This is a genomic window from Variovorax stachyos (genome assembly GCF_051400855.1).
In the GTDB taxonomy this organism is placed as follows: Bacteria; Pseudomonadota; Gammaproteobacteria; order Burkholderiales; family Burkholderiaceae_C; genus Variovorax.
The window spans coordinates 174,724-198,318 of record NZ_JBLFFN010000010.1 but is presented as its reverse complement, the minus strand read 5'-3'; the positions used below and the strand labels follow the sequence as shown (position 1 = coordinate 198,318).

At 67.4% G+C, this 23,595-nt stretch carries 19 protein-coding genes; 8 read left to right on the top strand and 11 right to left on the bottom strand.

Going from position 1 to position 23,595, the window contains the following annotated elements; translation table 11 throughout:
* Nucleotides 1–152: 152 nt before the first annotated feature.
* Both ACMGEZ_RS19305 and ACMGEZ_RS19300 read right to left on the bottom strand, forming a co-directional pair.
* On the bottom strand, nucleotides 153–1,319 hold the full coding sequence (locus ACMGEZ_RS19305) for a DNA topoisomerase IB (RefSeq protein WP_436823892.1): 1,167 nt from the start codon (nucleotides 1,317–1,319) through the stop codon (nucleotides 153–155).
* Between the two features lie 137 nt (nucleotides 1,320–1,456).
* A complete protein-coding gene (locus ACMGEZ_RS19300) occupies nucleotides 1,457–2,017 on the bottom strand; it encodes a putative glycolipid-binding domain-containing protein (protein ID WP_436823880.1) in 561 nt (186 codons plus the stop codon).
* Nucleotides 2,018–2,124: 107 nt separating this feature from the next.
* Here ACMGEZ_RS19300 and ACMGEZ_RS19295 point away from each other — a divergent pair, with 107 nt between their 5' ends.
* Nucleotides 2,125–3,327, top strand: coding sequence for a Y-family DNA polymerase (locus ACMGEZ_RS19295; RefSeq protein WP_436823891.1), 1,203 nt, complete (start codon nucleotides 2,125–2,127; stop codon nucleotides 3,325–3,327).
* Nucleotides 3,328–3,424: 97 nt separating this feature from the next.
* Here ACMGEZ_RS19295 and ACMGEZ_RS19290 read toward each other — a convergent pair whose 3' ends face one another.
* Together ACMGEZ_RS19290 and ppc are read right to left on the bottom strand one after the other, a co-directional pair.
* Complete coding sequence (locus tag ACMGEZ_RS19290; protein ID WP_436823879.1) at nucleotides 3,425–4,339, bottom strand: LysR family transcriptional regulator; 915 nt, start codon at nucleotides 4,337–4,339, stop codon at nucleotides 3,425–3,427.
* 43 nt (nucleotides 4,340–4,382) lie between these two features.
* Nucleotides 4,383–7,241: a phosphoenolpyruvate carboxylase gene (gene ppc, locus ACMGEZ_RS19285; protein WP_436823878.1), complete on the bottom strand. Its 2,859-nt coding sequence runs from the start codon at nucleotides 7,239–7,241 to the stop codon at nucleotides 4,383–4,385.
* A 99-nt stretch (nucleotides 7,242–7,340) separates the two neighbouring features.
* On the opposite strand from ppc, the gene hemC reads away from it, so the two are divergent.
* The 7 genes from hemC (at nucleotide 7,341) to ACMGEZ_RS19250 (ending at nucleotide 15,472) form a co-directional block, all read left to right on the top strand.
* Entirely contained in the window at nucleotides 7,341–8,246 is a 906-nt protein-coding gene (gene hemC / locus ACMGEZ_RS19280; protein ID WP_436823877.1) for a hydroxymethylbilane synthase, read from the top strand.
* A 5-nt stretch (nucleotides 8,247–8,251) separates the two neighbouring features.
* Nucleotides 8,252–9,025, top strand: a complete 774-nt coding sequence (locus ACMGEZ_RS19275) for a uroporphyrinogen-III synthase (RefSeq protein WP_436823876.1) — start codon at nucleotides 8,252–8,254, stop codon at nucleotides 9,023–9,025.
* Nucleotides 9,022–10,098 (top strand): uroporphyrinogen-III C-methyltransferase, encoded by a 1,077-nt coding sequence (locus ACMGEZ_RS19270; RefSeq protein WP_436823875.1) that lies wholly within the window; start codon nucleotides 9,022–9,024, stop codon nucleotides 10,096–10,098. Before ACMGEZ_RS19275 ends, ACMGEZ_RS19270 begins: the two co-directional genes overlap by 4 nt.
* 9 nt (nucleotides 10,099–10,107) lie before the next feature.
* Nucleotides 10,108–11,391: a heme biosynthesis HemY N-terminal domain-containing protein gene (locus ACMGEZ_RS19265; RefSeq protein WP_436823874.1), complete on the top strand. Its 1,284-nt coding sequence runs from the start codon at nucleotides 10,108–10,110 to the stop codon at nucleotides 11,389–11,391.
* A 252-nt stretch (nucleotides 11,392–11,643) separates the two neighbouring features.
* Entirely contained in the window at nucleotides 11,644–12,780 is a 1,137-nt protein-coding gene (locus ACMGEZ_RS19260; RefSeq protein WP_436823873.1) for a polysaccharide biosynthesis/export family protein, read from the top strand.
* 5 nt (nucleotides 12,781–12,785) lie between these two features.
* On the top strand, nucleotides 12,786–13,223 hold the full coding sequence (locus ACMGEZ_RS19255) for a low molecular weight protein-tyrosine-phosphatase (RefSeq protein ID WP_436823890.1): 438 nt from the start codon (nucleotides 12,786–12,788) through the stop codon (nucleotides 13,221–13,223).
* On the top strand, nucleotides 13,223–15,472 hold the full coding sequence (locus ACMGEZ_RS19250; protein ID WP_436823872.1) for a polysaccharide biosynthesis tyrosine autokinase: 2,250 nt from the start codon (nucleotides 13,223–13,225) through the stop codon (nucleotides 15,470–15,472). Before ACMGEZ_RS19255 ends, ACMGEZ_RS19250 begins: the two co-directional genes overlap by 1 nt.
* 53 nt (nucleotides 15,473–15,525) lie before the next feature.
* Here the strand turns inward: ACMGEZ_RS19250 and ACMGEZ_RS19245 are convergent, their stop codons facing one another.
* The 7 genes from ACMGEZ_RS19245 to ACMGEZ_RS19215 are packed head-to-tail and all read right to left on the bottom strand — an operon-like array spanning nucleotide 15,526 to nucleotide 23,475.
* Entirely contained in the window at nucleotides 15,526–16,752 is a 1,227-nt protein-coding gene (locus ACMGEZ_RS19245) for a glycosyltransferase WbuB (protein WP_436823871.1), read from the bottom strand.
* A 39-nt stretch (nucleotides 16,753–16,791) separates the two neighbouring features.
* The gene (locus tag ACMGEZ_RS19240) at nucleotides 16,792–17,955 is read right to left on the bottom strand and encodes a glycosyltransferase (RefSeq protein WP_436823870.1); all 1,164 of its coding nucleotides are present in this window, start codon (nucleotides 17,953–17,955) and stop codon (nucleotides 16,792–16,794) included.
* Complete coding sequence (locus tag ACMGEZ_RS19235; RefSeq protein ID WP_436823869.1) at nucleotides 17,952–19,301, bottom strand: O-antigen ligase family protein; 1,350 nt, start codon at nucleotides 19,299–19,301, stop codon at nucleotides 17,952–17,954. Before ACMGEZ_RS19235 ends, ACMGEZ_RS19240 begins: the two co-directional genes overlap by 4 nt.
* Nucleotides 19,298–20,269 carry a hypothetical protein gene (locus ACMGEZ_RS19230; RefSeq protein ID WP_436823868.1) on the bottom strand — a complete coding sequence of 324 codons (972 nt, stop codon included), beginning with the start codon at nucleotides 20,267–20,269 and terminating at the stop codon, nucleotides 19,298–19,300. Before ACMGEZ_RS19230 ends, ACMGEZ_RS19235 begins: the two co-directional genes overlap by 4 nt.
* Before the next feature lie 21 nt (nucleotides 20,270–20,290).
* Nucleotides 20,291–21,259, bottom strand: coding sequence for a GDP-L-fucose synthase (fcl, locus tag ACMGEZ_RS19225; protein ID WP_436823867.1), 969 nt, complete (start codon nucleotides 21,257–21,259; stop codon nucleotides 20,291–20,293).
* A 57-nt stretch (nucleotides 21,260–21,316) separates the two neighbouring features.
* Entirely contained in the window at nucleotides 21,317–22,750 is a 1,434-nt protein-coding gene (locus ACMGEZ_RS19220) for a mannose-1-phosphate guanylyltransferase/mannose-6-phosphate isomerase (RefSeq protein ID WP_436823866.1), read from the bottom strand.
* Between the two features lie 2 nt (nucleotides 22,751–22,752).
* On the bottom strand, nucleotides 22,753–23,475 hold the full coding sequence (locus ACMGEZ_RS19215) for a sugar transferase (RefSeq protein ID WP_436823865.1): 723 nt from the start codon (nucleotides 23,473–23,475) through the stop codon (nucleotides 22,753–22,755).
* Nucleotides 23,476–23,595 lie beyond the last annotated feature (120 nt).

The following is a 23,595-nucleotide window of genomic DNA, read 5'->3' as shown; positions in this document are numbered from 1 at the left end:
AGTAGGTCATCGTCAGGCTCTTACAGCCACAAAAAGCCCAGCCAGCAATGGTTGGGCTTTTTGCCTTTTAGCCACCCCCCTCCCCACCACCTCCACCATCTACCCAAGCATCGGCCTACCCCGCGCCACCACACCATTCGTCCTTGTTCCCGCTATTGGCCAGTCAACGCACTTCGACGTACCGCGCGAGCGCCCTTGGCTCCTTGATTCGCCGATATAGCCCTCTGGGCGCGCCGTGCCTCCAGGCGGTGTCGCCGCAGGAAGGCAAGCAACCGTGCCTCCGCTGAGTGAAGCCGGCGCGCACTTTGAGGTGCGTTTGCGAGTTCCTTCCAGATCTCGGTCATTGCCCCGGAGTCGGCGGCCAGCTTGGCGCCGAGCGTCAGCACAGCCGGATGAATATAGGCCTTCTTGCAAACCGCTGGCGTGTTGCCCAGTTGCCGCGCTACCGCGCCGAGAATTTCCTTGGCGCTGAGGCGTGAGTTGACTGATTCACCCGATTCGCCGCTGCAGGCAAGGCGCGTGAGTTCAAGTGCTTGCACTGTTCCATGCCAGGTTCGGAAATCTTTCGCGGTGAAATTTTCTCCCGCTGCCTCTCGCAGATACTCGTTGACGTCAGAGGAGGACACGCTGTGGACTTCGCCGTCGGAGCCCTGATACTGAAACAGCTCCTGGCCCGGCAGCTGCTGGCACCCCCGAATCACGCGCGCTACCCGTGGATCGTCGACCCGGGCCTCGTGCAGCACGCCACTTTTGCCGCGAAAGCGTAGCTTGAGCAGGCTACCGCGAACATCCACGTGCCGGTTGCGCAGGGTCGTGAGGCCATACGAGCGATTGCTGTTTGCGTATTCCTCATTGCCGACCCGCAGGAAGGTAACGTCGAGCAAACGCACCAGCGTGGCCAGCACTGTAGCGCGTCCCGGCAGCGGCTCCCTCGCACCTGCTAGAAGGTCGCGCGCCACCCGCGCGCGGATTTTCGGCAACGCGCGCCCGAAAAGCTCCAGTCGTTCGAACTTGGTCTCGTCCTTCAGCAGGCGCCATTCGGCGTGGTAGCGGTACTGTTTGCGGCCCCGCGCATCGATTCCCGTGGCTTGCAGATGGCCATTGGGCAGCGGACAAATCCAGACGTCTGTATACGCGGGTGGAATGGCCAACTGCCTGATACGGGAAAGCTCATCCGCGTCGCGCAACCAGCTGCCCTTCGCATCGCGATAGCGAAAGCTGCTGCCATGCCGCACACGCGTGAACCCAGGCATACCGGCATCCACATAGACGAGCCCGTTGGCAAGAGGCACGGTTCGAGGACTTGCAGCGTCAGCCATGCGCTTAAAAAATTGGAGCAAGAATGCATCCGCCGATGCATTGACGCGAGATGGCGCCGACCCCGCCCGCCTGTAGGACGCAGCAAGCGTTGCGAGTCCGAGCCCGCCCCTTCCCTGACCACCTGAGGCGAGGGCTCTCAGTCCTCGGGCTGCCAGAGCGTCGGGTAGTGCGTGACGAAGCCGTCGGGCGTGGTCAGCAGCAGGCCCTCGTAGTCGAAGCGCGGGGACTGGTACCAGTACTCGATCTCGCTGCGACGTTCGTAGTGCTGCGCCAGCGCACTGAGGCCTTCGTCGTCGAGGTCGAGCCAGGCGGCCGGCGCCTCGGCGCTCTCGCCGACCTGGAGATTCAGGCGGCGCAAGGGCAGGAGGTTGGTGGCGGGAGTGAAGCCCAGGTCCAGATCCGTGCAGTGCGCCAGGTCCGGCATCCGCTGGTCGTTCAGGGACCATTCGCCGTTGGCGGCTCGCGCGATTGCGAAGTCCACCGGGAGGCTGCCGACCCAACCACGTACGCGTCCCCACTTGGCATGCCATGCCTTGTCGCAATGCACGCGGTAGTCCAGACGGGCGGGCTGGCCGTTCTCGCTGCGGAAGACGGCCGCGCCGTCGAGCTGCCATCCGTCGCTGTGCTTCTCGAGGCGGCAGGCATCATGGCCGGGCAGGTCGAGCCGGCGCCAGAACATGGTGGCTACGATTTGCATGGGCCCGATGATGGCATCGATGCCCCCAGCGCACCAGTGCCCGCACCCGAACGTTCAGAATCCAGCGCGTGACCACCGCTCCTATCCGCCGCATCGCCCACCTCGACATGGATGCGTTCTATGCCTCGGTAGAACTGCTGCGCTACCCGCAGCTCAAGGGGCTCCCGGTCGTGATCGGAGGCGGCCGGCGCAAGGTGGATGAAGCCATCCGCGAGCTGCCGCAAGGCAGCACCCTGGCCGATATCCCCATCGAGGCGTTCCCGCTGCTCAGGGACTATGTGGGTCGAGGCGTGATCACCACCGCGACCTATCCCGCTCGGCCCTTCGGTGTCGGCTCCGCGATGGGCCTGATGAAGGCGGCGAAGCTATGCCCGCAGGCCATCATCCTGCCGGTCGATTTCGACGAGTACCGCCGCTATTCGCGCATGTTCAAGAAGGTGATCACCGAAATCGCGCCGGTGATGGAAGACCGAGGCGTCGACGAGGTGTACATCGACTTCACCGAGGTGCCTGGCGGCCAACGGGAGGGCGGCCGCGTGCTCGCCCGCCTCATCCAGCGCTCGATCCTCGAAGCCACCGGGCTCACCTGTTCCATCGGCGTCGCCCCCAACAAGCTGCTGGCCAAGATGGCGAGCGAGTTCGAGAAGCCGAATGGCGTCTCGGTGGTCTACGACCATGACCTGCAGCCGCGCATCTGGCCGCTGCCCTGTCGGAAGGTCAACGGCATCGGGCCCAAGGCCGACGAGAAGCTGCAGCGCTTCGGCATTCGCACCATTGGCGAACTCGCGGCCCGCGACCGCGATTGGCTGATCCAGAACTTCGGCAAGGCCACCGGCGCGTGGATGCACGAGGTGGCCTGGGGGCGCGACGAGCGGCCCGTGGTGACCGAGAGCGAGCCGGTGTCGATGAGCCGCGAGACGACGTTCGAGCGTGACCTGCACGCGGTGCGCGACCGGGCCGAGCTGGGCGCCATCTTCACGCACCTCTGCGGCAAGGTGGCGGAAGATCTGCAACGCAAGGGCTATGTGGGCAAGACCATCGGGATCAAGCTGCGCTATGACGACTTCAAGATCGCGACGCGCGACCAGACCGTCGAGCAGTTCACCTCGGACGCAAAAACCATCCGGCAAGCTGCCGGGCGCTGCCTCAAGCGCGTGCCGCTGGATCGGCCGCTGCGCCTGTTGGGCGTGCGCGTGGGGGCGCTGGTGAAGGCGGGTAGTCCGGAGGCACTGCTGGCGTCGGCGCAAGGTGGATCCGTCGCGCAGTCGCGCGCCGCCGCCTCCCTCGCGATGACAGCCTCCCTTTTCTAGACAAGGTGATCGCTCAACAGTGCCGCTGACCCGCATCTGCCTGCTGCATCCGCGGTCGACCTTGATGCGCAGCGCCGACCGATGACGCGAGAGTCCTTCAAGGCATCAGGCGCTTGCCCGATGAGTATTTCTGCTCGAAGCGAGTCTGCAGGAAGTCCAGCAGCGCGCGCAGGGCTGCACTGTTGTGGCGTCGCTGCAGGTAGGCGGCGGACAGCCACATGTCGTTGCGCACGCAGTCCTGCAGCACCGGAACCAGCTCGCCCTGGTCCATGTGGGTCTGTACCAGGAGGGCCGGCAGGTAGAGAACGCCGAAGCCCATCAGCGCCGCCTCGATCAGCGGCCCTGCCTCGGAGGCGTCCATTCGGCTCTTGACCGGCACGTCCAGCGCCTGGCCGCCGACCTCGAAGCGCCAGTGCGGATGGGTGCCGAGCCGGGAGTGCGTCAGCGTTTCGTGTTGCGTCAGGTCGGCCGGATTCGCCGGCGTGCCGCGCTTCTTCCAGTAATGCGGCGAGGCGCACACCACCAGTTTCAGCTGCGTCAGCTTGCGCACGATGAGGTTGTCGTCCTCGATGGGACCAACACGCAGCGCGAGGTCGATTGCTTCCTCGGCCATGTCGACTTGGCGGTTGCTCAGGTGAAGGCTGAGGCTGACTTCCGGGTAGTAGCCCATGAACTGCGCCAGGAGCTTGGGCAGGTCGCCCTGGCCCATGCCGTGCGGCGCCGAGATGCGCAACCGGCCCCGCGGCTGGCTCGCATGCTCCTGCAGTTCGGCCTGGGTGAGCTCCACCATCTCCATCACCGGCTTGCTGCGCTCGAGCAGCAGCGCGCCAGCGTCCGTGAGGCTGACGGAACGCGTCGAGCGGTTGAGCAGGCGCACGCCGAAGCGGCTTTCGAGCTCTGCCACGTACTTGCTCACTGTGGCCTTGGACATGTCGAGGCGGGTGGCCGCACGGGAGAAGCTGCCGTAGGCGGCGACTTCGCGGAATGTCTTGAGGAGGTCTAGGCTGTCCATGTCAGTCGCCCATTGTGCGGCGGACCCGGCAACTTCAGCTCGATCAGCCCGTGTTGCGCAGGCCCGCCGCCACCCCGTTGATCGACATGTGGATGCCGCGCTGCAGGCGCTCGTCGTCCTGCTGGCCGGCGCGCCAGCGGCGCATCAGTTCCACCTGGAGGTGGTGCAGCGGATCGATATAGGGGAAGCGGTGGCGGATCGAACGCTGCATTTCGACGTTACCTTCCAGCCGCTGCTTCGCGCCGGTGATCAGCGCCAATGCGTCGGAGGTGCGGTGCCATTCGGCCTCGATCATCGAGAACACCTTCTGGCGCAACTTGCGATCCTCCACCAGCTCGGCGTAGCGCGTGGCCAGGGCGAGGTCGCTCTTGGCCAGCACCATGTCCATGTTCGAAAGCAAGGTGCTGAAAAAGGGCCACTGCGCAACCATGCGCTGCAGCAGAGCCTGTCGTTCCTTGCGCCCCGCCGCGCTGCCCGCAGCACCCAGGAACCGTTCGATCGCCGAGCCGAAGCCGTACCAGCCCGGTAGCGTGAGCCGGCACTGCCCCCAGCTGAAGCTCCAGGGCACGGCGCGCAGGTCCTCGATCCGGCGGCTCGGATTGCGCGAGGCCGGCCGGGAACCGATGTTGAGCTCGGCGATCTCCCGGATCGGCGTGGCGCTGAAGAAGTAGTCGCCGAAGCCCGGCGTCTCGTAGACCAGCTTGCGATACGCCGCCATGCTGGCTGCCGACAGCTCGTCGGCAGCGGCGAGGAAGGCCGCCGGCGCCGCCTTCGCCGAGGGCAGCAGCGTGGCCTCGAGCGTGGCGGCGACCAGCGTCTCGAGATTGCGCCGCCCGATCTCGCGATTGGCGTACTTGGAGCCGATCACCTCGCCTTGTTCGGTCAGGCGGATCTGGCCGCGCACCGTGCCGGGCGGCTGCGCCAGGATGGCCTGGTAGCTCGGGCCGCCACCGCGCCCCACCGTGCCGCCGCGGCCGTGGAACATGCGCAGTCGGATGGAGGTCCCGGCCTTCTTGTTCAGCTCGTCGAAAAGCGCCACGAGCGCAGTGCCGGCGCGGTAGAGCTCCCAGTTGCTGGTGAAGATGCCGCCGTCCTTGTTGCTGTCGCTGTAGCCCAGCATCACGTCCTGCTCGGCGCCCGAGCGCGCGACCAGGGCCTGAATGCCCGGCAGGCCATAGAAGGCGCGCACGATGGGCGCGGCATTGCGCAGGTCCTCGATGGTCTCGAACAGCGGCACGACGATCAGGTCGCAGGTGGCATTGCCGAGCTGGGGGGCGGCGCCATTGCTCAGCGTGCCGCGCAGAAGGCCGACTTCCTTCTGCAGCAACAGCGCCTCGAGCAGGTCGCTCACCGTCTCGGTGTGGCTGATGATGTAGTGGCGAATCGCCGCCGCGCCGTAGCGCGCGCGCACCCTGCGCGCGGCCGCGAAGATCGCGAGCTCGCTCTGGGCAAGCGGCGAGTAGCCGGCATCGGGCACGCGCAGCGGACGCGCGTCGTCCAGCAGGCGCAAGAGGAGCGCTTGCTTCGCTTCTTCGGCCAGCGCCGGGTAGTCGGGCTCGATGCGCGCGGTGGCCAGCAGCTCGGCCACCACGGCCTCGTGCTTGTCCGAGCTCTGGCGCAGGTCCACCGTTGCGAGATGGAACCCGAACACCTCGACTGCGCGGATCAGCGGCCCGAGGCGCTGGCCCACCAGCGCCGCGCCATGCTTGTCGAGCAGGGATTCCTCGATGGTGCGCAGGTCTGCCAGGAATTCCTCGGCATGGGGATAGGGGTTCTGCGGCGCCACCGCATGGCGGGCCGCCTCGCCGCCGCTGAGTTCGCGCAGCGTCGCCGCCAGGCGCGAATAGATGCCGGTCAGCGCGCGGCGGTAGGGTTCGTCCTGCCGGTGCTCGCTGTGGTCGGGCGAGCGCTCTGCCAGCGCCTGCATCTCTACCGACACGTCCACCAGCGTGGCAGACAACGACAGCTCGCCGCCGAGATAGTGCACCTCGGTCAGGTAGTAGCGCAGCGCCAGCTCGGCCTGGCGGCGCATGGCGTACTCCAGGCTCTCGGCCGTCACGTTGGGATTGCCGTCGCGGTCGCCGCCGATCCACTGGCCCATGCGCAGGAAAGGCGCGATGTCGCTGCGGCCCAGGGCCCTCTCGAGCTCGGCGTAGACGCGCGGGATCTCGCGCAGGAACGTGGCCTCGTAGTAGCTCAGCGCGTTCTCGATCTCGTCGCCAACGGTGAGCTTGGAGAAGCGCAGCAGACGCGTCTGCCAGAGCTGGAGCACGCGCGCGCGCATGCGGCTCTCGTTCTCGGCCAGGGCGATCGGCGTCAGCATGTCCCGGGTACCGGCGAAGCACTGCTGGCGCAACTTGATGTCGTCGCGCTCGGTCAGCAGCTGCGCGATCGCACGCTCGGCATCGAGGATGCTCTTGCGCTGCACTTCAGTCGGATGGGCAGTGAGCACCGGCGAAACGTAGCTGTGTGCCAGCGATTCCACCACCGCTGCCGGCGTGATGCCCGCCTTGCGGATGCGCGCGAGCGCCATCTCCAGGCTGCCGGGGGCGCTGTCGCCCGTGCGTTCGGCCTCGGTGCGGCGGCGGATCTGGTGCCGGTCCTCGGCCAGATTTGCCAAGTGGCTGAAGTAGGTGAAGGCCCGGATCACGCGCACCGTCTCGGCCGCGCTCAGTCCCTTGAGGAGGTTCTTGAGCGCGCGGTCGGCTGCATGGTCGGCATCGCGCCGAAAGGAGACGGACAACGTGCGGATCTTCTCCACCAGCGCGAAGGCTTCCTCGCCCTCCTGCTCGCGGATCACGTCGCCGAGGATGCGCCCGAGCAGGCGGATGTCGTCGATCAGGGCTTGTTCATCGCTGTCGCGGCGCTTCGTGCTGGGAGCGGCGGTAGGGCTGCTTTTCATTCGGGACATCTCCTCGTTCGACCGGGTCGGCGCTGCGTTGCTGCGTTGCAACAATGCTAGCATTCCAACCGTCCCCCACAGCAACGGAAACGGCTCCCCTTGAGCAACATCGTTATCGCCACGCGCGAAAGCCGCCTGGCCCTCTGGCAGGCCGAGCATGTGCAGTTTCTGCTCCGCCAGCGAGGTCACGCGGTGAGCCTGCTCGGCATGACGACTCGTGGCGACCAGATCCTCGATCGCTCGCTCGCCAAGGTCGGCGGCAAGGGCCTGTTCGTGAAGGAACTGGAGCTGGCGCTCGAAGAAGGGCGTGCCGACATCGCGGTGCACTCGCTCAAGGACGTGCCCATGGATCTGCCCGAGGGCTTCGTGCTGGCCTGCGTGTTGGAGCGCGAGGACCCGCGCGATGCGCTGGTGTCGCCGCACTACGCGTCGTTCGAGGCCCTGCCGCAGGGTGCCGTGGTCGGCACCTCGAGCCTGCGGCGCGTGGTGCTGCTGCGCGCGCTGCGGCCCGATCTTCGCATCGAGCCCCTGCGCGGCAATCTCGACACCCGGCTGCGAAAGCTCGACGAAGGGCAGTACGACGCCATCGTGCTGGCGGCCGCCGGCCTCAAGCGGCTTGGCTTGGAGCACCGCATCTGCGCCGTCTTCGAACCCGAGGCCATGCTGCCGGCCGCGGGACAGGGCGCGCTGGGCATCGAGGTGCGGGCCGACCGCAGCGACCTGCTATCCCTGCTGGCGCCGCTCGCCAGCCTGCGCGACCAGCTCGCCACTGCAGCCGAGCGCGCCGTCAGCCGGGCCATGGGCGGCAGCTGCTCGATGCCGCTGGCCGCCCACGCGCGCTGGCAGGAAGACGGCCTGCTGCGCATCGATGCGGCCTGGGGCGATCCCGAGGGCGCCGCGCAGCTGGTCCGGGTCCACGCGCAGGCCGAGGTCACCGATCCTGCGCAGGCCGTCGCGCTCGGCGACGGGGCCGCTCGCCTGCTGCGCGAGGCGGGCGCGCACTGAATGAGATGCCTGCGCCCAGAGTGATCGTCACGCGCCCCGCGCGCGAGGCGGCGCGGTGGGTCGACGCCCTGCGCGCCGCCGGGCTGGACGCGCAGGCCCTGCCCCTGATCGGGATCGCCCCAGTGGCCGATCGGAAAGATCTCCAGGCGGCGCTGCAGCGCCTCGGCGACTACGCGGCCCTGATGTTCGTGAGCGCCGCAGCCGTCGAGCACTTCTTCGACAGCGCCGGCGTCATCGCCGCCGGCTTGCGTTCACGCTGCTGGGCCACCGGCCCCGGCACCGTGCGCGCGCTGCTGCAGGCCGGCGTTGCGGCCTCCGCAATCGACTCGCCGGGAGCGGACGCCGGGCAGTTCGATTCAGAGGCGCTGTGGGCCAAGGTGCATGCGCAGGTGGGCCCGGGCGCACGCGTGCTGATCGTGCGCGGCGGCGATGCGGTGGGGCAGCCGGCCGGACGCGCCTGGCTGTCGCGCGAAATCGCCGCGGCCGGCGCCGTCTGCGACGTCGTGGTCGCCTATCGCCGTGTCGCGGCGCCGTTCGACGAGGCCGCGCGTGCACTGGCCGCGGAGGGTGCGCGCGGCGAGGCGATCTGGCTCTTCAGCAGCGCGGAGGCCATCGCCCGTCTGCGCGCCGCGATGCCCGGTACGGCATGGGCGTCCGCCCGTGCGGTCGCCACCCACCCTCGCATCGCGGAAGCCGCGCGGGACGCGGGTTTCGGGGCGGTGCGCGTCTCTTCCCCGGCGCCGGGCGCGCTGGTCGCGTCGATAGAATCCTTCGCATGAGCGACGCCTCGGTCTTGAACGAAACCCTGCAGGAACCGGCTGCGCGCGCGCCCGTACCGACGCACCTGCAGACCGCGCCGCTGCCGGCAGCCACGCTCTCGAAGATCCTCCTCGGCCTCCTGGCCGGGGGCGCGGTGCTGGCACTGGTGGCGGTGCTGGTTCTCTGGCAGAAGGTCAGCGGGATGCAGGAGCAACTGGCCCGGCAGAGCGCCGACGCCATGGCGCAGTCCATGGAAGCCCGCACTTTGGCCCGCCAGGCGCAGGAGACGGTGCGAGACACGGCGGCGCGGCTGGCACTCAACGAAACCCGGGTTGCGGAGGTGGCGCTGCAGCGTTCACAGCTCGAGGAGCTGATGCAGAGCCTCTCGCGCTCGCGCGACGAGAACCTGGTGGTCGACATCGAAGCCGCCGTCCGCCTGGCGCTCCAGCAGGCGGAGGTCACGGGCAACGTGCAGCCGTTGCTGGCCGCACTCAAGGCCGGCGACCTGCGCATCGCGCGCGCCGCCCAGCCGCGGCTGGCGCCCCTGCAGCGCGCGATGCAGCGCGACATCGAGCGTCTGCAGTCCAGTGCCACGGCCGAGAGCGGCGAGACGCTGCGCAAGCTCGACGACCTGGTGCGCATGGTGGACGACCTGCCGCCCCTCAACGCGGTGGCCACGCGCGGCGCTGGCCTCAACCCGTGGACGGCCGAGCCGATGCCGGCTGATGCGCCCTGGTGGCAACGTGCGCTGCTGACGGTGCGCAACGAGGCGCGCTCCCTGCTGCGCGTGGGCCGCATCGACCGCCCCGAGGCCGTGCTGCTGTCGCCCGACCAGACCTTCTTCCTGCGCGAGAACCTGAAGCTGCAACTGCTCAACGCGCGCCTGGCCCTGCTGTCCCGACAGTTCGACACCGCCCGCAATGAACTGGCCACCGTTTCGGCCTCCCTCAGCCGCTACTTCGATCCGGCCTCGCGCCGCGTGCAGGCGGCTGCCACGCTGTTGCAGCAGCTGCAGGCCCAGATCAAGACCAGCGAGCCGCCGCGCATCGACGAAACGCTGGCGGCGCTCACCACGGCCGCGGCCGGACGATAGGCTTCCGGCATGCGCGCAGCCCTGTGGCTCCTGGCCTTGTTCGGCATCGCGGCGGCGGTGGCGCTGTTCGCCGGCAACAACCAGGGCACGGTCACCGTCTTCTGGCCGCCGTGGCGGGTCGACCTCTCGCTCAACCTCACGCTGCTGATCCTGCTTGTGGCCTTCGGGCTGTTGCACGTGGCCTTGCGCGCGCTGTCGGCGCTGTTCTCCCTGCCGCGGCAGGCGCGTCAATGGCGGCTGCAACAGAAGGAGCGCTCGCTGCATGCGGCACTGCTCGACGCCCTCGCGCAACAGCTGGCCGGCCGCTTCTCGCGCTCGCGCAAGGCGGCGCAAGCGGCGCTCTTGCAGGAGCGGGCATTGGCCGCGCTCGATGCAAGGCTGCCCCAGGCGCAGCAGATCCGCGTGCTGTCGCACCTGCTCGCCGCGGAGAGCGCGCACGCCCTGCAGGACCGTGCCGCGCGCGATGCGCACCTGCAGCAGGCGCTCAACGAGAGCGCAGACCGCGCCGTGCTGGCCAGCCCCGAGACGCGCGAAGGCGTGCAGTTGCGCGCAGCCCGCTGGGCGCTCGACGATCGCGACGCGCCTGCCGCGCTGGCCCGGCTGGAGGAACTTCCGCAGGGTGCGCAGCGCCGCACGCTCGCCCTGCGCCTGCGGCTCAAGGCGGCGCGCCAGGACGGGCGCACGCAGGAAGCGCTCGAGACCGCGCGTCTTCTGGCCAAGCATCGCGCCTTCTCCGATGCCGCCGCGCAGAGCATCGTGCGCGGCCTGGCGACGGAGCTGCTCTCGGGCGCGCACGACCCCACGCAGTTGCTGCGGGCGTGGAACGAGCTCGAGGGTGGGGAGCGCGAGATGCCTGAAGTCGCGATCCATGCGGCGCAGCGCATGGTGGCGCTGCGCGGCGACCTCACGCTCGCGCGCGCCTGGCTGCTGCCGATCTGGGAGCGCATGGTCGAGCAGCCTCGCAGCCTGAACGAGTCCTTGCGCGTGAAGCTGGTGCGAGCGCTGGAAGCCGGTCTCGACTCGGTCGATGCCGACTGGCTGGCGCGCATCGAGGCGGCACAGCGGAACAACCCGCGCGATGCCAATCTGCAGTACCTCGCCGGCATGGCCTGCATGAAACGCCAGCTCTGGGGCAAAGCGCAACAACTGCTCACCCATGCGGGCCTGGCGTTACAAGATCCCGCTTTGCACCGACGTGCCTGGCAGGCCCTGGCAGAACTCGCCGAAGCTCGTGACGACGCCGACCAGGCATCTGCTGCCTGGAAGCGTGCTGCGCAAATCGAAACCCCCTGATCGGCTGAGTCCGGTAAATTTTTCCGCTATCTTTTTGATAGCTGGAGAACTAATTCCCGCTTGAAATTGCGCCGTGTAGGAGCTTGCTTACCCCATCCGGCGCCGCAGCCGTTTAACCTGCCGGACGCTCTAGGCCAAGAAAGAATTTGAGCCTAGCGCGTTGCTGATGTACAGTCGTAACTGTTTGCAAAAGTATTCATTCAGGGTCTTGACGCGGAGTTGGGTTTGAAACGTTTCCTACTACTTGCCACTTTGTTCGCCTCGGCTGGGCTGCTGTTACAGGCTTGCGCGCCGCTGGCGCCCGGCTTTCGCTCGGCGGGCAACGATGGTGCCCAGGCTGTTTCGCCTTCGGGCTTTTCAACCGCGGAGATCGATCCGCCACCGCCCGGCGCCATCACCGAGATCACACCCCAGCTGATCCAGGCACAGCGCGCCGCTGTCGGCAACAACGTGCCGCCCGAAGTGCGGGCGCTGGTGGGTGAGCCCCCGGTCTACAAGATCGGTCCCGGCGACGTGGTGAGCATCGTGGTCTATGACCACCCGGAGATCGTGTTCAGCGGAATCCCTGCGACCACGGTGGCCGATCAGGCGAGCGTGTCGCCGGCGCCCGGCTTCATCGTGTCCAACACGGGCCACATGAGCTTCCCCTACGTGGGCCAGATCAAGGCCGAGGGCATGACGGTCCAGGAGCTGGAGCAAACGCTCATCAACAGGCTGTCGCGGGTGTTCAAGAACCCGCAGCTCAGCGTGCGCGTGAATGCCTTCCGCAGCAAGCGGGCCTATATCGAAGGTGAGGTCCGCACGCCCGGCCTGCAGATTTTCACCGACATTCCCATGACCCTGGCCGAGGCGATCAACCGCGCGGGCGGGTTCTCGGGGAACGGCGACCGCTCTGCGGTGACCCTGACGCGCGACGGCAAGACCGTCACCCTCGACCTGATGTCCATGGCCGAGGCCGGCATCGCTCCGACCAGCATTCCGCTGCGGTCGGGCGACCTGGTGATGGTGCGCAGCCGTGATGAACGCAAGGTCACCGTCATGGGTGAGGTGAACGTGCAGACCGGCGTGATGATGCGCAACGGCCGGCTCAGCCTCAACGACGCGCTGACCGAAGTCGGCGGCGTCAACCTCGGGACCGCCAATCCGCGCCAGATCTACGTGATTCGCAACGAGACCAATGGCCTGTCGATCTTCCACCTCGACGCCCGCACGCCAACGGCGATCGCCATGGCGGACGGCTTCGCCCTCAGGCCCAAGGACGTGGTCTACGTCGATCCGGTGCCGCTGGTCCAGTGGAACCGCGTGCTGAGCCTGATCCTTCCGACAGCCACGACCGCGACCTCCTATCGCGATCTGGGCTCGCGCAGCACCACCGGGAGCGGCAGATAGTGGCCATCCAGAACGTCCTCGTCGTGTGCACGGGCAACATCTGCCGCAGTCCGATGGCGGAAGCCGTGATGGCGGCCGATCTGCCCGACGTGAAGGTCGGTTCGGCCGGGCTGCAGGCGCTGGTAGGCAAGCCTGCGGACCCGACCGCGCGCGAATTGCTGGACGCGCGCGGCATCGATATCGGCGGGCACCGGGCGCAGCAGCTCAGCCTGGAGCTGTGCCAGCGCGCCGACCTGATCCTGGTGATGGACCGCGAGCAACGCCGTGCGGTCCAGGAGCGCTATCTCTTCGCTGCCGGCAAGGTGTTCCGTCTCTGCGAGTTCAGCGACGAGGATGTGCCTGATCCTTACCGCGAGGATCGCAGCATCTTCGAGCATTCGCTCCAGCTCATCGAATCCGGCGCCAGGCAGTGGGCCCAACGCATCTCAAGAGTATCCAGTTGATGACTTCCTCAATCATTACCAAAACGAATCCCTCCCCTCCGAGCGCGGCGGACGAGGAAGACCTCGACCTCGGGCGCTACATCGAGGTCCTGGTCTCGAACAAGTGGCTGATCGCGGCGATCACGCTCGTCGTGTTCGTCATCGGCGCGAGCTACGCCTTCCTCGAGCGCCCGGTGTACGAATCCAACATGGTGATCCAGGTCGAGGACACGGAGCCCGGTGGCAAGGGCATCCTGGCCGAGGCGGGTGGCCTGATCGACGTGAAGACGCCTGCAAGCGCCGAGATCGAGATCATCCGCTCGCGCATGATCGCGGGCCAGGCGGTCGAGGCCACGAAGCTGTACATCTCCTCCGGGCCGCGCTATGTGCCCTACATCGGCGGCTGGCTGGCGCGCCGCGCCAACGGCCTGTCTGACCCGGGCTTCCTCTGGCTGGAGGGCTATGTGTCCGGGACCGAGCGCATCCTCGTCTCGCAGTTCGACGTGCCGACCATCATGGAAGGCGGCCTGTTCACCGTGACTGCCGCAGCGAACAATCAGTACACCCTGGACTACCCAGGCATGCAGCAGCTCAAGGGCACCGTCGGCACGACACTGAAGGCCGACACGCCGGAGGGCCCGATCACGCTGCACGTCGACCAACTGGCCGGCAAGCCGGGCGCGCTGTTCAACCTGTACCGCTACGCGAAGCTGCCGACCACGATCGGATTGCAGTCCAGCCTTGTCCTCCAGGAGCGTGGCAAGAACTCCGGCATCGTCAACGTATCGCTGCAGGACACCGACCCCTTCAAGCTGACGCGCGTGCTCAATGCCGTGGGCGACCAGTACGTCCAGCAGAACGTCGAACGCAAGGCCGCGGAGGCGCAGAAGACCCTGGCCTTCCTCGACGTCCAGCTGCCCCTGTTCAAGAAGCAGCTGGAGGCTTCGGAGGAGGTCTACAACCGCTACCGCAACCAGAAGGGCACGGTGGCCTTCAGCGAGGAAGCCGCGCTGATCCTGGGCCAGTCGGTCGACCGGCAGACCAAGCTGCTGGATGCCCAGCAGCGCCGGCGCGAGCTGGAGTCGCGCTTCACTTCCGCGCACCCCGCGGTGCAGACGCTGGACACCCAGATTGCTGCGCTGAAATCCGACATGGGCAGCATTCAGGAACGCATCAAGGGCCTGCCGGCGATCCAGCAGGAGGCGGTGCGCATGGAGCGCGACGTCAAGGTGAACACCGAGCTCTACCAGTCGCTGCTCAACAATGCGCTGCAACTGCGCCTGGTGAAGGAGGGCAAGGTCGGCAACGTGCGCGTGCTGGACGAGGCGGTGGTGCCCACGCAGCCCGTCAAGCCGAACCGCAAGGTGATCATGGCCGCCGCGCTGGCGCTCGGGTTGTTCCTCGGCATCGTCGCGGCCTTCATCCGCAGCTCCTTCGTCGAGCAGCGGCTGCGCGATCCGCACGAGGTCGAAGCCGACACCGGCCTGCCCGTCTTCTCGACCATTCCGCTGAGCCCCTCGCAGGCTGCCATTGCCAAGCGCCGGCTCAGTGGCGCCACCGGCGTGCGCCTGCTGGCGATCGAGAACCCAGACGACCCGGCAGTCGAGAGCCTGCGCAGCCTGCGCACCGCGATGCAGTTCGCGATGCTGGAGTCACCCAACAACCGGGTGCTGATCAGCGGCCCCACGCCTGGTGTCGGCAAGAGCTTCGTGACGGCCAACTTCGCCGCCCTCATGGCCGCGGCCGGCAAGCGCACGCTGCTGATCGACGCCGACCTGCGCCGCGGCCACACGCACCAGTACTTCGGCCTGCAGCGCCACGGCGGCTTGTCCGAGCTGATCGCCGGCAGCCTGACGGTGCAGCAGACCGTGCACCGCCAGGTCGTGCCCAACCTCGACTTCCTTGCCACGGGCCAACTGCCGCCGAACCCGGCGGAGCTGCTGGTGTCGGACTCGTTCAAGACCATGCTGGAGCGCCTGTCCGAGCAGTACGACCTCGTCGTCATCGACACGCCGCCGGTGCTGGTGGCTGCCGACACGTCCACCGTGGCGGCCCACGTGGGCACGGTGCTGCTGGTGGCGCGCGCCGACCAGTCGACCATGGGTGAGCTGAAGGAAAGCACCCGACGGCTCGCCATGAGCGGCAAGGCCGCCACGGGCGTGCTGCTCAATGCGATGGACCTGGGCCGGCGCACCTTCGCACCCTACAAGTACGGGCGCTATCGCTACACCAGCTACAACTACGAGAGCATCCTGCCCGAAGAGCAGTGAGCAAAAAAGAACCGGGCCGAGGCCCGGTTCTTTTTTTGGAGCGGGCGCTCCTCTCAGCGCTTCGCAACGCAGGCCAGCAGGTCGCGCTCGAACTGCGCCAGCACGGCATCGCGGTCGAAGCGCGCTTCGGCCACGGCACGCGCCTTCAGCCCCAGCTCGCGCCGGCGTTCGGGCTGCGATGCCAGCGCCAGCACAGCGTCTGCAAAGGACCTGACGTCGTCCGGCGGCACGGCGATCCCGCATTCGGCCGTCACCTTGCCGAGCTCGGTCTCGGGGCGTGCACCGGCGACAACCGGCCTGCCGCTGCTGAGCATGCCGGTCAGCTTGGAGGGCATCACCAGGTCCGCCGCATCGGCACGCTGGGGCAGCAAATGGATGTCGGCCAGGCCGAGAAAGTCGCCGAGCCGCTCGACCGGCTGCAGGTCGAGGAAGCGCACGTTGGCGAGCGACTCGCAGCGTTTCATCAGCGCGGCGCGACCGGCGCCGTTGCCGCAGAAGACGAACTCCAGGCCGGGCTGGTCCTTGAGCATCAAGGCCATGTCGGCCAGCAGCTCCAGGCCCTGCTTGGCGCCCATGTTGCCCGAGTAGAGCGCCACCACCGCGTCGGGGCGAATGCCGAGTTCGGCGCGGTAGGGGCTCACGCCTTGCAGCGGCTGGATCGCCGAGACGTCGGCCCAGTTGGGCAGCGAGACCAGCCGCGCGTCCTCGGTGCCCTTGCTGCGTGCGCGCTCGAGCATGCGTTGCGAGATGGTCGAGACGCGGTCGAAGCGGCGCATCAGCCAGCGTTCGGCCGCCGCCACGAAGGCGCGCGTGCGCGCGCCCTTGAGCAGCCCGAGCTCGAAGGCGGCGTCCACCTCGTAGTCCTGGATGTGCAGCCAGGACCTGGCCGAGCGCAGGCGTGCAAAAGCCAGGGCCGCCGGCGTGCAGAACATCGGCGGCTCCGTGACCCACACCACGTCCGGCTTCCAGTGCCATTGGGCGAGCAGGGCCGGCACGCTGCTGGCGGCGAAGCTTGCCAGGTGCAGCAAGCGCTTCGCACCCGTCACCTTGCGCGGCACCCACAACGGCGTGCGAAAGACCTGGGCGCCCTGCCATTCGTGCCGGACGTAGCGCCCGGCGTGGTGGCCCGCCCGCACTTGCCAGTCGGGGTAGTAGGGCGGAGCGGTCACCACCCGCACTTCGTGGCCGCGCGCCGCGAGCCAAGCCACCATCTCCCCGGTGTACTTGCCGATGCCGGTCAGTTCCGGTGCGAAATTGATGCCGTAGACGAGCAGCTTCATGAGGGCCTGTTGACGCTATGGAAGGGGCGCGTTGGGCCCTCAGGAGATATGCGGAGCGTGCGTGCGGATGATGTCCACCAGCGTCGAAGCAACCTGCTCCATGCGAAAGCGCTGCTCGAAGGAGCGCAGCGCGGCGGCGCGCATCGCGTCCAGCTCGGCCGGCGTCGCGGCCAGCCAGCGTTGCAGCAGGGCGGTCGTGCCTTCCAGCGTGTCGGACTCGACGAAACCGGCCTGGTCCGCGTCGATTTCGCGCCAGATGTTGACCTTGTCGCTGATCAGCACCGGCCGGCTGCAGGCCATGGCCTCGACCACCGCGATGCCGAAGTTCTCCTGGTGAGAGGGCAGGCAGAAGACTTCGCATGCATGAAAGGCGCCCCACTTGAGATCGCCCGACAGCATGCCGGGCCAGCTGATGCGCGCGGCGACCCCCAGGCTGCGCGCACGGGCTTGAAGTTGCCGCGTGAGGGCATCGTCGCCGGGCCCCGCCATCACGAGATGGACGTCGGGCGCCCTTGCCGCCACCTGCGCGAAAGCCTCGATCAGCAGGTCGCATCCCTTCTTCTCGTGGATGCGGCCGAGAAAGAGCAGAAGGCGCTTGTTCCGCAGCTCGGGGAAGGACGAGAGGAAGACCTCCGACAGGCGCTCTGCATCCCGTGGCGGCGTACTGGTGCCGTAGGAGCCCACCACCTCGCGGCAGCGATAGAGCCAGAACGATTGCCGGGCCAGCAACCGCTCCTCCTCGCAGGTGAAGACCACGGCGGATGCGTCGCGCAGCACGCGGTACTCGCCCCAGGGCCAGTAGAGCCACTTCTTCAGGTGCTTGAGCGGATAGCGGCGCTTGAACCACGGGTCCAGCATGCCGTGGCTGTACACGAAGTAGGGCGTGCCCGAGCCGTGCAGCGCACGCCGGGCCGCGAAGCCCACGTACTGCCAGAGCCCGTTGACGATAACGGCGTCATAGCTGCCGGCATGTGCCTTCAACCAGGGCAGCAGGCGCTCGTTGTAGCCGTAGCTGGAGACCGAAGGGCCGGTCGCGACCACCGTGCCGGGGTAGGCGCTCACGCAGGCGGCATCGGGGCTGTCCAGGCTCACCACGTCGCCGCTGTGACCCAAAGCGGTCAGCGCGTCGTGAAGGCGCCGCACTCCCTCGATGACGCCTCCGCCCTGGGGATCGACGGAGGGGACCAGATGCAGCAGTCTCACGATCGCGAGGCGCGCGGCGGGAAGATCTCGAGCCTCGGATACCGGAATAGCAGGAGAGCGTAGGCGAACATGAGCCCGAGCAGGGCGTTGGCGGTCAGCTGCCCGAGGGCAGGCCAGCTGACCACCGCCAGCGCGGTCGTCAGCCACACGAGAAGCGGATAGGGGGAGTTGGTGCTGATCGATATCTTCAGGCTGCGGATCACGCCCAGCGTCAGCACCAGGTACTTGATCCCGATGTACGCGAAGCCCAGCAGTCCGCCTTCCATCAGGATGCGGCCGCCTTCGGCCTCCGCGAGCGCGAAGACATCGGCAGAGCCGGTACGCACGTAGGTGGCGAGATTGGAGCCGAAGCCCACGCCGTAGCCGAGCCAGGTGACGAGGTCGAGCACCCAGGGCTCGCCGAACAGCACCGTGAGCACCCGTTCGGTGAAGTTTTCTGCCGCCGACGCCTGCTCGAAACGGGTCTGAGTGACGCCGATGGCGTCGCGGAATACATAGGCGAAGATGGCGGTCAGCAGGCCGATCACCAACACGGCGGCGGCTGCGCCCACCTTGTTGCGCGCCTTCGAGAAAAGCAGGCGGCCGACCAGGAAGGCGCCGAGCATCCCCGCTGAGGAGATCGCTGCGGTTCTGGACCCGCTCACCAGTGCGCCGGTGGCGAAGGCCCCGAACACCGCGAGCGCGAACAGGAACTGGAACTGGTTGCGCTTGCGTGCGGCCAGGATGCCGAACACCAGCGGCGCCACCATGGTGAGGTAGGTGGCATAGCCCGAGGTGAAGCTGAAGGTCCCGGTGGTGCGGACCACCCCGACGACCGCGACGAACACGCTTTCCTCGTCGCCGTCGATCTGGGTGTTGATGCGCGCGCCCGGCGGCGAGTAGTGCTGCAGCACCGCCAGCGGTGCCAGCAGCAGCATGATCCAGGCGGCTGCCTTGATGGCGACGCGGTAGTCCGCTTCGTTCATCGCCGCCGCCGCGGCCACCGCGAACCAGATGTAGAGCAGCCAGAAGCGCAGCCCGATCACGAACACCACGGGCGTGCTCTGGCCAGCGACCAGCTGCAGCAGCCCCCAGCCAACCACCAGGCAGGTCCAGGCCATCATGGCGGCAGTGATCTTTCTGTGCCGCCTCAGGTGCCCGTGTCGCCAGGCGTAGACCACCAGCATCAGCGCCAGCATGTCGCGCAGCAGGATCAAGGGCAGGGTGGACGCAGAGGACACCCATTTACGGACCGAGCCCTCGAACACGACGATCAGGAAGACGGCGAGGAAAAGCTTGCCTGCGCGGCTGAGCGACACCGCCCGGCTGGGCGCCTGCACGGCCGTGGTAGGTGCAATGGCGCTCATCGGTATGCCTCGCTCGCGAGCGTGCGCAGTGCCGCCACGTGCGCGTCGATGCGATGGGGCTTGTACCACCTGTGCGCCTCGCCGCCCACGCTGCGTGCATCGGTGGTGGCATCGAGCGCGCCGAACCCGCGTACGTAGTGGACGTTGGCGGTCAGGCCGTCATGCTCGCCGTAATCCTTCGACAGCAGGATGGGGCAGACCGCGTGCGCGCAATAGGCAGCGAAGATGCCGCTCTTGGACACATAGTCCGGTGGATAGGCCAGTGCGCCGAATTCCGCGCCGGACAAGGCCGCGCTCACCTGTTCGGCCGGCAGCTTGCCGTGCACCACCACGCCTTCGTGGACCATGCGCTGCGCGACCGGCCCTTCGGGCATGGCCGGGCCGATGTCGTGGACCTCGAGGCCGTTGCGCTTCGCACTGCGGAAGATCTCTCCGTCGGACCAGTCGTAGACCTGGGCACGGATGCCGGCGCTGCCGAACACGACCAGCCGGCGCTGCCGCTCGGTGTCGATCACGTCGAGCTCCCCGACATTCGAGAACACGGGGAGCACCCGGTGCGGCGCAGCCTTCGATTGAGCCAGCAGCCAGCGCGCGGCATCCTCGCGGTTCGTCAGCCAGAAGTCGGCCTGAAGCAGCAACTCGCGTGCGATGCGCCGCTGAATGCCGCTGAGCCAGAAGGCCGAGCCCCACGGCGGTCCGGTCGCGAAGAGCTCATGGAAGACCACGCCGACCGCCTTGAACTGCGCGCGCAGGCTGCGGATCCGGCGGACCAGCCACAAGGGAATGCCGCGCTTCTCGAAGCCGTAGCCGCTGAAGTGCAGCAGCACGAAGTCACCCGAGAGCGATGCGGTGTCGGTGTCGTGTTTCAACTCCATCAGCGGTGCGTGGAGCGGATGGCCGACCACGGACGCGTAGTCTCGCACGCCGCCCGTGCCGGGCGGAATGAGGGAGAGCGAGGAAGCGTTCATGCAGGACAGGAAAGGGGCACCTCAGGAAGGAACGAGCTCTTCGCTGCGGAAGTCTTCGTAGGCGCGCGTCACGCCGTCGCGCAAGGATACCTCGGGCGTCCAGCCGAGCTCGCGAATGCGCGAGATGTCGAGCAGCTTGCGCGGCGCGCCGTCGGGCTTGCTGGTGTCGTAGCGGATCTCGCCCTGGTAGCCCACCACCTCGCTCACCAGGCTGGCGAGTTCCGCGATCGACAGGTCTTCACCGGTGCCGACGTTGATGTGGCTGGTGGTGACCTCGGTGCACGCCGCGTAGGTTTCGCGCGGCAGGTCCATCACGTGCACGCAGGCGCGGGCCATGTCGTCGACGTAGAGGAACTCACGCTTCGGAGAGCCGGTGCCCCAGATGACCACCGCCGGCGCATCGGCCAGCTTGGCTTCGTGGAAGCGCCTGATCATCGCCGGCAGCACGTGGCTGTTCTCGGGGTGGTAGTTGTCGCCCGGACCGTAGAGGTTGGTCGGCATCACGCTGCGGAAATCGCAGCCGTACTGGCGGTTGTAGCTCTCGCACAGCTTGATGCCCGCGATCTTGGCGATCGCATAGGGTTCGTTGGTCGGCTCCAGCTTGCCAGTCAGCAACGCGTCCTCGGCCATCGGCTGCGCCGCCAGCCGGGGGTAGATGCAGCTCGAGCCGAGGAAGAGCAGCTTGCTCACGCCGTTGCGCCACGCCTCGTGGATCACGTTCGCCTCGACCATCAGGTTCGAGTAGATGAACTCGGCCGGATAGCTGTTGTTGGCATGGATGCCGCCCACCTTGGCTGCGGCCACGTAGACCTCCTGCGGCTTCTCCTCGGCGAAGAACGCCCGCACCTGGGCCTGGTCGGTCAGGTCCAGCTCGGCACGGCTGCGGCTGATGATGTTGCTGTAGCCCCGCTCGACCAGGCAGCGCACGATGGCGCTGCCGACCATGCCGCGGTGGCCCGCCACGAAAATTCGCTTCTGGAACTGGCTCATGGAATGTTGACTTTCCGCGCAGGATTGGTGAAACCGGAACGCCCGGAGAAGGACCGCTCAGGCCAGCTTCTTGCCTTTGCCGAGGACGACGGCGGCGGGTGCGTCATCGAAGCGGACGATGTCGTCCTCGCCGAGATAGCCACCGGTCTGGACTTCGATCACTTCGAGCATGGTCTTGCCTGCGTTCTCGAGCCGGTACTTGGCCCCAACGGGGATGTAGATCGATTCGTCTTCCTTGACCAGGCACACCTCGCCGTTGCACAGCACGCGGGCCGTGCCCTTCACGACCACCCAGTGCTCCGCGCGGTGGTGGTGCATGCGCAGGGCCAGGCGCGCGCCGGGCTTCACCGTGAGGCGCTTGACGGCGAAACGTTCGCCATCGTCCACGCTGTCATAGGCGCCCCAGGGGCGCGGGATGCGGCGGTGGCGCGTGGCCTGGCTGTGGCCCTGGGTGGTCAGCAATGCGACCGCGTCCTTGACCTGTTCAGCGAATTCCGCGTGCGCGACCAACAATGCATCAGGCGTGTCCACCACCAGCAGGTCTTTGGTGCCCAACGCCACGACAGGACGGTTCGGTGCGTAGATGAAGGTGTTGTGCGCGCCCATGGCAAAGCCCTGGCCGCTGATCCGGTTGCCGTTGTCGTCGGCCTCGTGCAGCTCGGCGACCGCGTTCCAGCTCCCGACATCGCTCCAGCGGCCCTGGAATGGCAGGACGGCAACCTTCTCGCATTTCTCGAGCACGGCGTAGTCGATGCTCTGGCTGCGGCAGCGGCCGAAGGCAGCGGCGTCCATTCGAAGGAAGTCGCCGTCGATTTCCACGGTTGTGGTGGCCTCACGGCAACTCTGGAGGATGTCGGGTGCATGCTGCTGCAGCGCTGCGATCAGTACCCGGGCCTGGACCAGCAGGATGCCTGCGTTCCAGAGATGGCCGCCCGCGAGCAGCAACTGCTCGGCGTGTGCGGCGGCCGGCTTCTCGACGAAAGCGGCCACCGCATGGCCGGCCTCATCGCCCAGCGATGCCTCGAGCGGCTCGCCTTGCCGGATATAGCCGTAGGCCGTGCTCGGGAAGCTGGGCTCGACGCCGAAGGTCACGAGATGGCCGGCGAGGGCGGCGGGCACGCCCTTGCGGATCGTCGCCACGAAGCGCTCGGCATCGGGAATGTGATGGTCGGCCGGCGCGAACAGCAGCAACTGGTCGGGCTCGGACAGAAGGGCGACCGCCGCCATTGCGGCCGCCGTGTTGCGCGCCACCGGCTCGAGCAACTGCTGACCGCTCACGTCTGCCGCCTCGATGCTTTCCTGCACCAGGAAGCGGTGCTCTTCGGCTGCGACGCAGGTCACCTCGGGGTTCAGCAGCCGCAGGCGTTCCAGCGTGAGCACCAGCAGGTTCTTGTTGTCGATCAGAGGGACGAACTGCTTGGGTAGCGTCTTGCGCGAGAGCGGCCATAGCCGCGTGCCGCTGCCGCCGCAGAGAACGATGGGTCGAATCATGCTTACCTCGACCCGTCGCCGGTGATCACGGTGCGCACCGTCTTCAGCAGGATCTTGATGTCGAGCCAGAGCGACCAGTTGCTGACGTACTCCACGTCGAGCTCGACGCGTCGGGCATACGACAGCCGGTTGCGGCCGCTGACCTGCCACAGGCCAGTGATGCCGGGGCGCATCGCGCAGTAGTGCTCCCAGCCCTTGCCGTAGAGGCTGCGTTGGCGTTCCATGCAGGGACGCGGGCCGACCAGGCTCATGTCACCCTTGAGCACATTCCAGAACTGCGGCAACTCGTCGAGGCTCAACTTGCGGATGAACTGGCCGATCGGCGTAATGCGCGGGTCCTTCTCCAGCTTCTGGAAGGTGTCCCATTCGGTGCGCGCCATGTCGTTGCGGCTCAGGAACTCGTCGAGCACGTGCTCGGAATCGCGCACCATCGAACGGAACTTGTAGAAGCGGAAGCGCTGGCCGTTCTCCCCAAGACGGTGCTGCCAGAAGTGCACGGGACGTCCCATGCTGATGCCCACGCAGAGCGCCACCAGCAGATAGAGGGGGCCGAAGAGAATGAAGAAGGTCAGCGCACCCACGATGTCGATGCTGCGCTTCGCAGCGCGCTCCAGCAGGCCGAGCCTGCGCGGTTGCACGTAGATGGGAGACGCCGAGGGGCCGCCGCCCCCGGGGGTGTAGCGTCGAACCACGTTGCCGTGTGCGGTTGAGTCGGAACGAAACATTGAATATTCCCCCGGTGACGGGTATGTGCTGCCTCAAGCCAGAGCGCGGCAGCTGTAACGCTTTACTACTATTCGCAAGAATTTGAACACAAGATGAGCCGTTTGTCTTGTGAACAAAAG